The following is a 7,082-nucleotide window of genomic DNA, read 5'->3' on the forward strand; positions in this document are numbered from 1 at the left end:
GGAGAACATTGTGAAAGCAGGAAAGGCCCTGCGCGGCGTCGCCGTCGCACTGGCCGGCACGCTCGCCCTGACCGCCTGCGGTGGCGGTGACGACGCCGACGACAGCGGCCCGGCGGCACTGCGGATGACCGTCTGGTCGGCCAACGAGGCGCACCTCAAGTTGTTCAACGAGATCGCCGACGAGTACCGCAAGAGCCACCCGGACGTGACCGAGATCAAGTTCGATCCGCTGCCGTTCGACACGTACACCACGACCCTGACCACGCAGATCGCGGGCGGGAACGCACCGGACCTCGCGTGGGTGTTCGAGAATTCCGCCCCCGACTTCGTCACCTCGGGCGCGCTGCTGCCCCTGGACGACACCCTCAAGAAGGCCGAGGGCTACGAGTACGAGGACATCTCCCCCGCCACGCTCAAGCTCTGGCAGGACGACGGCAAGCTGTACGCGTATCCCTTCTCCACCTCGCCGTTCGGGGTGTTCGTCAACAACGACATGGTCAAGAAGGCCGGGCAGAAGACCCCGGCCGAGCTGATCGCGGCCGGCCAGTGGAACTGGGACAACGCGCTGGCAACCGCCGCGGCGGCGGCGGCGGACTCCGGCAAGGCCGGCATGGTCATCCGGGACTTCGACTACAAGGGCTGGGACAACCTGTCCACCTTCTGGACCGGATGGGGCGCCCAGGCGTGGAGCGAGGACGGCAAGTCCTGCGGCTTCAACAGCCCGGAGATGGTCGACGCGATGACCACCCTGCACAAGGCCACCTTCACCCAGAAGGCGCTGCCCGGTCCGGGCACGACCGCCGATTTCTTCGCCGGTGACTCGGCCATGACGGTCACCCAGATCTCTCGCGCCTCGCTGCTGAAGGACGGCGGCTTCGGGTGGGACCTGGTGCCGCTGCCGGCCGGCCCGAAGGGGAACTACGCGGTGGTGGGCCAGGCGGGTGTCGGTGTCATGAAGAAGAGCCCGCACGCCAAGCAGGCGGCCGACTTCCTGGCCTTCTTCACCAACCCCACCAACTCGGCGAAGCTCGCCCAGTTCTTCCCGGCGCCCCGGCAGTCGCAGCTGACCGCCGAGACCCTCGCCAAGACGAACCCGAAGCTCAAGCCGGAGCAGCTGCAGAAGGTCGTCATCGACGGCATCACCAACGGCGTGGTCAAGCCCAGTCACTCCGGCCAGGCCGAGCTGAGCCAGCAGGTCCGCGCCGGGCTCGACCCGCTGTGGCAGCCGAACGCGGACGTCAAGGCCGTACTCGACGGCGTCTGCACCAAGATCCAGCCACTGCTGGCGAAGTAAGGCAAACGATCATGACCCAGACGGACACCAGGGTGGGCTCGGCTGCTGCCGGGCCCGCCCCGGGCCCGGCCCGGCCGTTCTGGACCAGCCGCCGCCGGGACCAGCTCGCCGGTTACGTGTTCATCGCCCCGCAAATGCTCGGCAGCATCGTCTTCGTGATCCTGCCGCTGATCCTCGTGCTCTGGTACAGCCTGCACGAGTGGAACGTGCTCGCCGGAACCTTCGACTTCGTCGGCACCGACAACTACAAGGCTCTCGCCGATGATCCCAACCTCGGCGAGGTGCTGCGCGCCACCGGGCTGTTCTCCGTCGGCCTGGTGGTGCTCAACCTCGGCCTGGCCCTGCTTCTGGCCGTCCTGCTGAACCAGAAGCTGCGGGGCACGATCGTGTTCCGCACGCTGTTCTTCTCCCCCGTGGTGGTCTCGCTGGTGGCCTGGACCATCGTCTGGGGCTTCCTGCTTCAGGACAACGGCGGGATCAACGGTCTGCTCGACACCATTGGCGTGGACGGGCCGAACTGGCTGCGCGGCGAGGGCACCGCGATGGTGTCCGTGATCGTCGTGCAGGTGTTCAAGAACGTCGGCCTGAACATGGTGCTGTTCCTGGCCGCCCTTCAGGGTGTGCCGGGCGAGCTGTACGAGGCCGCCGAGGTGGACGGGGCGAGCCGGATGCGCCAGTTCTGGCGGATCACCGTACCGCTGATCAGCCCCACGATCCTGTTGACGTCGATCATCACCGTGGTCGGGTCGTTGCAGGTGTTCGCGCAGATCTCGGTGCTCACCCAGGGCGGCCCGGGCGCATCGACGACGGTCCTCGTCTACTACCTGTACCAGCAGGCCTTCCAATTCCATCACTTCGGCTACGGCGCCACGCTGTCGATCGTCCTGTTCGCCATCGTGCTCGCCCTCACCGTGCTGCAGTGGCAGATGCGCAAGAGGTGGGTCTTCCATGAGTCGTGACCTGTCCCGCCGGACCAAGCTGGTGCTCTACGGGGTGCTGCTGGTCCTGGCGATCCCGTTCGTCTTCCCGACCTGGTGGATGGTCACCTCGTCGCTGAAGCCGGTGGCGGACATCTTCGCCTTCCCGCCGAAGCTCCTGCCGACCAATCCCCGATTCGACGCCTATGAGCGGGTGTTCGAGTTGCAGCCCTTCGGGCAGCAGTACCTGAACAGCCTCTACATCGCGCTGGTCGTCACGGTCGGCACGATGGCCGTGGCGGCACTGGCCGGCTACGCCTTCGCGCGCATCCGGTTCCGGGGCCAGAACGTGTTGTTCCTGGTCGTCCTCGCGGGCCTGCTCATTCCGAGCGAGGTGACGATCGTGCCGCTGTTCCAGATGTTCTTCAAACTCGGCCTGGTCAACACCCACTGGCCGCTGATCCTGGTGCCGATCTTCGGCGCGCCGAGCGTCCTGGCGACGTTCATCATGCGGCAGTTCTTCATCAGCCTGCCCGGTGAGCTGGAGGAGGCGGCCCGGGTCGACGGGCTGGGCCGGTTCGCCACCTTCTGGCGGATCGCCCTGCCGCTGTCGCGGCCGGCGCTGGGCGCGGTGGCCATCTTCACCTTCCTGCACAGCTGGAACCTCTATCTGGAACCGATCGTGTTCCTCTCCTCTCCGGAGAAGTTCACCCTGCCCCAGGCGCTCACCCAGTTCGTCGACGCCTACGGCGGCCCCATGTGGGACGTCCAGATGGCAGCGGCGTCGATGACCGCCCTGCCCGTCCTGGTGGTGTTCGTCATCGCGCAGAAGCAGTTCGTCGAGGGCCTCGCGCACACCGGCCTCAAGGGATGACGACACCGGTTGTCGGTATCGACATCGGTGGCACCAAAACGGCAGTCGCGCTCGTCGACCGGGCCGGACGGGTGCTGGAGCGCCGCGAGGCGCCCACGCCCGCCCGGTCCGGGCCCGAGGCGGTGCTGGACGTCGCCGCCCGGCTGGCCACCGACCTGCTCGGCGCGACCGCCGGACCGGTAGGCGTGGGCACCGCCGGCACTGTCGACCCGGCGACCGGCAGCATCCGGTACGCCACCGACAGCCTGCCGGGCTGGACGGGCACCCCGGTCGCCGACGCGCTGGCCACCCGGCTGGGTCGCGACGTGCGGGTCGTCAACGACGTGCACGCCGCCGCGCTCGGCGAAAGCTGGGCCGGCGCCGGACGGGACCGCGCTCATGTGCTGCTGGTGGCCGTCGGCACCGGGCTGGGCGGGGCGATCGTCCGCAACGGCCGGGTCGAGGCCGGCGCCCGCGGGGCAGCCGGCGAGGTCGGGCACCTGCCCGCCCCGGGCGCCGAACGACTGCGGTGCGGGTGCGGCCGCCACGGGCACCTGGAGGCGATCGCCTCCGGCAGCGGGCTGGCCGCCGCGTACGCCATCGAGACCGGCACCCACGTCACCGGGCGGACCGTGGCCGAGCGCGCCGCGACCGGCGACGGGGCCGCCCAGCGGGTCGTGGAGCGAGCCGGAGCCGTCCTCGGCGCGACCCTCGCGGGGTTGGTGGCGCTGCTCGATCCAGACGCTGTCCTGGTCGCCGGCGGGGCCGCCGGCTCCCTGCTGCCCGCCGCGTCCGCCGCCTACTCGGCCGAGGTGCCCGCCGGCTGGGCCGACGTTCCACTGCTGCCCGCCACGCTGGGCGTCGACGCGGTCCTGGTCGGCGCCGCCCGACTGGCCATCGACTGACCCCACATCGAAGGGACCAACAGGTGAACGTGCTCGACGACCTGGCCGGCGGGCTGGTGGTGTCCTGCCAACCGCTGCCCGACGACCCGGACGATCCGATGCGGGCTCCGTACGTCCAGGCCCGGGTGGCGGCCGCGGTGGTACGCGGCGGCGCCGTGGCAGTCCGGGTCAACGGGCCGGACGACGTCAGAGCGGTACGCGCCGCCGTCGACGTCCCGGTGATCGGGCTGTACAAGCACGGCACCGCTGACGTCTTCATCACCCCGACCGCTGCCCACGCGCTCGAGGTGGCACTGGCCGGAGCGGACATCGTCGCGATCGACGCCACCGACCGCCCGCGACCGGACGGCCGCGCCTTCGCCGACACGGTCCGCGTGCTCCGCGAACGGACCGACGCATTGATCCTGGCAGACGTCTCCACCGCCGCCGAGGGCGTCGCAGCCGTCGAGGCCGGCGCGGACGCCGTCGCCACCACGCTGTCCGGCTACACACCGGCCAGCCCACCAACCGACGGGCCCGACCTCGGGCTCGTGGAGCGACTCGTCGCACTGCTGCCCGTGCCGGTGATCGCCGAAGGGCGGTACCGCAACACGGAACAGATCGGCCAGGCCTTCGAGGCAGGTGCCCACGCGGTGGTGATGGGCAACGCCGTCACCTCACCACTCTGGATCACCCGCCGGCTCGTGCCGGCCACCCCCCGCGCGGCGAGCGCGCCGAAATAGAGGAGTGAACATGAGAAGACGCACCCTTCTGGCCACCGGCATGGCCGGGCTGACCACCCTGACCGTGGGCCGGCCCGCATTCGCCGGGCCCGCCAAGCGGCAGCTGACCGTGGCGCTGGTCCCGTTGGACGACCGACCCGTCAACACGTACGCGGCGCAGATGACCGCGGCCAGCGCCGACGCCCAGGTGCAGCTGCCGCCACGGGAGTCGCTGGGCCGCTTCTTCACCCCCGGCGACGGCGCCGCCATCGCCCGCTGGCTCGGCACCACCAACGGCGTCGACGGGTACGTGATCTCGGTCAGCATGCTCGCGTACGGCGGCCTCATCGCCTCCCGCACCGCAGCCCCGACGCTGGCCGCCGCCCTGGCGAACCTGGCTGCGATTCGCACCCTGCGCTCCACCCGGCCGGAGGCGGTGATCGAGGTGCACGACACCATCCAGCGCCTCGCCATCACCAGCACGGGCACCGAGCTGGATCGGTACCGCGACCTGCTCGTCTCCTGGGCCAAGCTCTACGACCAGGTGACGAACCTCGGGCAGGAGGAGCTGCGAGCGCAACTCGACGCCGTCCGGGCACAAATCCCCGACCAGGTCGTCGAGGACTATCTCGCCGCGCGGGCCCGCAACCACCAGGTCAACCGGCTCATGGTCGAGTGGGTCGCCGACGGCACCATCAACCACCTCGTGCTCTCTGAGGACGACACCGCTCCGGTCGGCCTGGCCCGAGCCGAGCGGGTCGAGCTGCAGTCGCTCGTCGACCAACTCGGCGTCGGCGACCGGGTGGAGATCTTCCCCGGTGCCGACGAGGTCAACGCGCTGCTGGTCGCGCGGGTGATCGCGGCCGGCACCGGCCCCACCTACCGCGTGGAGTACGCCGGCGTCTCCGGTGAGGCCTGGACCGCACAACTGGAGGGCATCCCGTTCGCGGAGAACATCCGGCGGCACGTCACCTCGGTCGGAGGACGGGTCGTCAGCGGCGACGCGGACATCGTGCTCGCCGTGAACACCCCCTCGACGGCACCCGGGCAACGGGCCGCTGACCTGGACGCCTTCGTCGGGCGGATCGGCAAGCTGCTGGCCGCCGGCACTTCGGTCATCGTGGTGGACCCGCTCATCGTGAACAAGGCCGACCACGACCTGGTCGCGCGTATGGAGGACCACCTGGATCTCGCGGCGCTGCTGTCGTACTCGGGGTGGAACACCGGCGGCAACGCACTCGGCCTGGCGCTCAGCCACGGCACCGCCCGGTGGGCGTACCTGCGCTCATCCGGAAGCGGGTTCGGCGTGCCCGACCTGCGCGGGCCCGGCCAGGCGCACGCCGAGTACCTGCTCTACCGGTTCGTCAAGGACGACCCGTGGAAGAACATCGTGCAGGTCGAGGCGTACGCGCACGCACGGGCGCGGGGCTGGGACCCGCTCGCGCTCACTCCCGAGCAGAAGACCTACTTCGACGGTTGGGTCAGGGAGCGGCTGGTACCCGTGACCGAGCGGTACTTCGCCGACCACTTCGCGGGGCACCGCATCGTGCTGGGACGGCGAGGCGCGAAGACGTTCACGGCGACGCTGGCCAGCTTCGAGTCAGCGCGTGTCGAGCTGCCGTGGGACCGGCTCTTCGAGGTGGTCCTCGAACCTCGGCTGCGACTGTCCTGACCGGTGACCGTCTGATGCTCCGATTGGACCGTGGAGCATCAGACGGTCAGGTCGGCGCGTACGAGCGCCCTCGCGACAGCGGTTCGCAGGATGTCGTTCGTGCCCTCGCCGACCTGGACGCCGTCCCGGCGAGCCGGAGTGCTCGACTGCGGGCTCGCACTCACTCCCGGACATCGCTGAATATCTTGCTTTCTCGCCTGGTCGCGTCCGTACTGATCGCTAAGAAACCCCACGACGACGAGTTCTCCGCCCACCCTCGCCCAGTGGATGCCATCGACTACCGTGCCGGGAGTTGATCGCGCCCGCTCCGACCAGCCCACTAGGGAGTATTCGTGCGTCTGCGCACCACAGTCGCCGCTGGTTCGCTCGCACTGGTGATGGCCCTGGCCGTCAGCGGTTGCGACAGTCTCGGCGGGACCGACGACTCCGGCGGTGCCGCGAAGGGGACCACCGGTTTCGCGCCCGGTCAGCCCGACGAGATGGGCACGGTGATCGCGAGCCGGGACATCCAGATCAGCGAGAGCGGCAGTCTGTTCCGGGTGAAGGTGGAGCTGTACCAGCTGCGACGGGACAAGGGGTTCGTCAACCTCAACGTTCGGATGACCCGTACGGATCCGGCGGGCAGCCCGGGACGCTGGCAGATCGCCAGCGCCTTTCAAGGTGAGACCGTCTCGTTGGCCTTCTCCGGCGTGACGTTGGTCGACCGGAAGAACCGCAAGCGGCACCTGGTAGCCCGGGCC

8 protein-coding genes are annotated in these 7,082 nt (G+C 69.8%); 7 read left to right on the forward strand and 1 reads right to left on the reverse strand.

The annotated features are described in order from the left end of the window. The first annotated feature begins 10 nt into the window (after window positions 1-10). The 6 genes from KBX34_RS11635 to KBX34_RS11660 are packed head-to-tail and all read left to right on the forward strand — an operon-like array spanning window position 11 to window position 6,342. Entirely contained in the window at window positions 11-1,294 is a 1,284-nt protein-coding gene (locus KBX34_RS11635) for an ABC transporter substrate-binding protein (RefSeq protein ID WP_088949058.1), read from the forward strand. Between the two features lie 11 nt (window positions 1,295-1,305). Next, the gene (locus KBX34_RS11640) at window positions 1,306-2,253 is read left to right on the forward strand and encodes a carbohydrate ABC transporter permease (protein ID WP_088949059.1); all 948 of its coding nucleotides are present in this window, start codon (window positions 1,306-1,308) and stop codon (window positions 2,251-2,253) included. Continuing rightward, window positions 2,243-3,085, forward strand: coding sequence for a carbohydrate ABC transporter permease (locus tag KBX34_RS11645; protein ID WP_088949060.1), 843 nt, complete (start codon window positions 2,243-2,245; stop codon window positions 3,083-3,085). The genes KBX34_RS11640 and KBX34_RS11645 overlap by 11 nt, the downstream gene beginning before the upstream one ends. Further along, window positions 3,082-3,969 (forward strand): ROK family protein, encoded by an 888-nt coding sequence (locus tag KBX34_RS11650; protein WP_210924900.1) that lies wholly within the window; start codon window positions 3,082-3,084, stop codon window positions 3,967-3,969. The genes KBX34_RS11645 and KBX34_RS11650 overlap by 4 nt, the downstream gene beginning before the upstream one ends. Before the next feature lie 23 nt (window positions 3,970-3,992). Then, window positions 3,993-4,691, forward strand: a complete 699-nt coding sequence (locus KBX34_RS11655) for an N-acetylmannosamine-6-phosphate 2-epimerase (protein WP_210924901.1) — start codon at window positions 3,993-3,995, stop codon at window positions 4,689-4,691. A 10-nt stretch (window positions 4,692-4,701) separates the two neighbouring features. Then, the gene (locus KBX34_RS11660; RefSeq protein ID WP_210924902.1) at window positions 4,702-6,342 is read left to right on the forward strand and encodes a DUF4127 family protein; all 1,641 of its coding nucleotides are present in this window, start codon (window positions 4,702-4,704) and stop codon (window positions 6,340-6,342) included. A gap of 38 nt (window positions 6,343-6,380) precedes the next feature. On the opposite strand, the gene KBX34_RS34025 is transcribed toward KBX34_RS11660, so the two are convergent. Continuing rightward, window positions 6,381-6,506, reverse strand: coding sequence for a hypothetical protein (locus KBX34_RS34025; protein ID WP_282102617.1), 126 nt, complete (start codon window positions 6,504-6,506; stop codon window positions 6,381-6,383). 168 nt (window positions 6,507-6,674) lie between these two features. Here KBX34_RS34025 and KBX34_RS11665 point away from each other — a divergent pair. Next, window positions 6,675-7,082, forward strand: a 408-nt coding sequence (locus KBX34_RS11665; RefSeq protein WP_210924904.1) for a hypothetical protein, incomplete at its 3' end; no start/stop codon positions are given.

This window comes from Micromonospora sp. M61, assembly GCF_018070245.1.
Classification (GTDB): Bacteria; Actinomycetota; Actinomycetes; order Mycobacteriales; family Micromonosporaceae; genus Micromonospora; species Micromonospora zamorensis.